Annotated in this window: 2 tRNA genes and 1 rRNA gene; all 3 read left to right on the top strand. The window is 49.3% G+C overall.

Annotated elements, in window-relative coordinates:
• The first annotated feature begins 193 nt into the window (after positions 1 to 193).
• The 3 genes from rrf (at position 194) to ACFQ0C_RS03385 (ending at position 530) form a co-directional block, all read left to right on the top strand.
• Positions 194 to 310: ribosomal RNA gene (rrf, locus tag ACFQ0C_RS03395) — 5S ribosomal RNA — on the top strand.
• 50 nt (positions 311 to 360) lie between these two features.
• Positions 361 to 437: transfer RNA gene (locus tag ACFQ0C_RS03390), tRNA-Ile, on the top strand.
• 17 nt (positions 438 to 454) lie between these two features.
• Positions 455 to 530 (top strand) — tRNA-Ala (locus ACFQ0C_RS03385).
• Positions 531 to 648: the final 118 nt, after the last annotated feature.

Here is a 648-nt window from a genome sequence, read left to right as displayed (position 1 = left end):
AGGTAGCCGTATCGGAAGGTGCGGCTGGATCACCTCCTTTCTATGGAGTCCATGGTGACTGTAGGTCATCGGACAAATATGCAATACAACAACACTCACTCGTTGGTCAGTTTTGAGAGGGTAATAGGATCCCCAAAAAGTGACATAATACGTTTCAGCGCATTATGACTACTTTCAGGAGACCGATAACTCNTTTGGTGATGATGGCGGAGGGGAACCACGCGTTCCCATCTCGAACACGACCGTTAAGCCCTCCAGCGCCAATGGTACTTAGACCGCAGGGTCTTGGGAGAGTAGGACGTTGCCAAGCGAACCCTTTTAAGGGTGAAGGAAGCTTAATGCTTCTGCAAATGAATATGAGGGCCCTTAGCTCAGCTGGTTAGAGCGCACCCCTGATAAGGGTGAGGTCGGTGGTTCGAGTCCACTAGGGCCCACCAATTGCATATCCTACTATGGGGCCATAGCTCAGCTGGGAGAGCGCCTGCCTTGCAAGCAGGAGGTCAGCGGTTCGATCCCGCTTGGCTCCACCATATCTTTAAATAAGATTGTTCCTTGAAAACTAGATACCGAAACAAAGCATAGAGCAACGTGTGTCGATCTTCGGATCGCACATAATCCAAGTAACTCGATTCATTTGAATCGAAATTA

Origin of the sequence: Paenibacillus sp. GCM10027630 (genome assembly GCF_042676305.1) — a bacterium.
Classification (GTDB): domain Bacteria; phylum Bacillota; class Bacilli; order Paenibacillales; family NBRC-103111; genus Paenibacillus_S.
The sequence above is the reverse complement of the archived record's forward strand: the minus strand, read 5'-3'. Positions and strand labels throughout refer to the sequence as shown.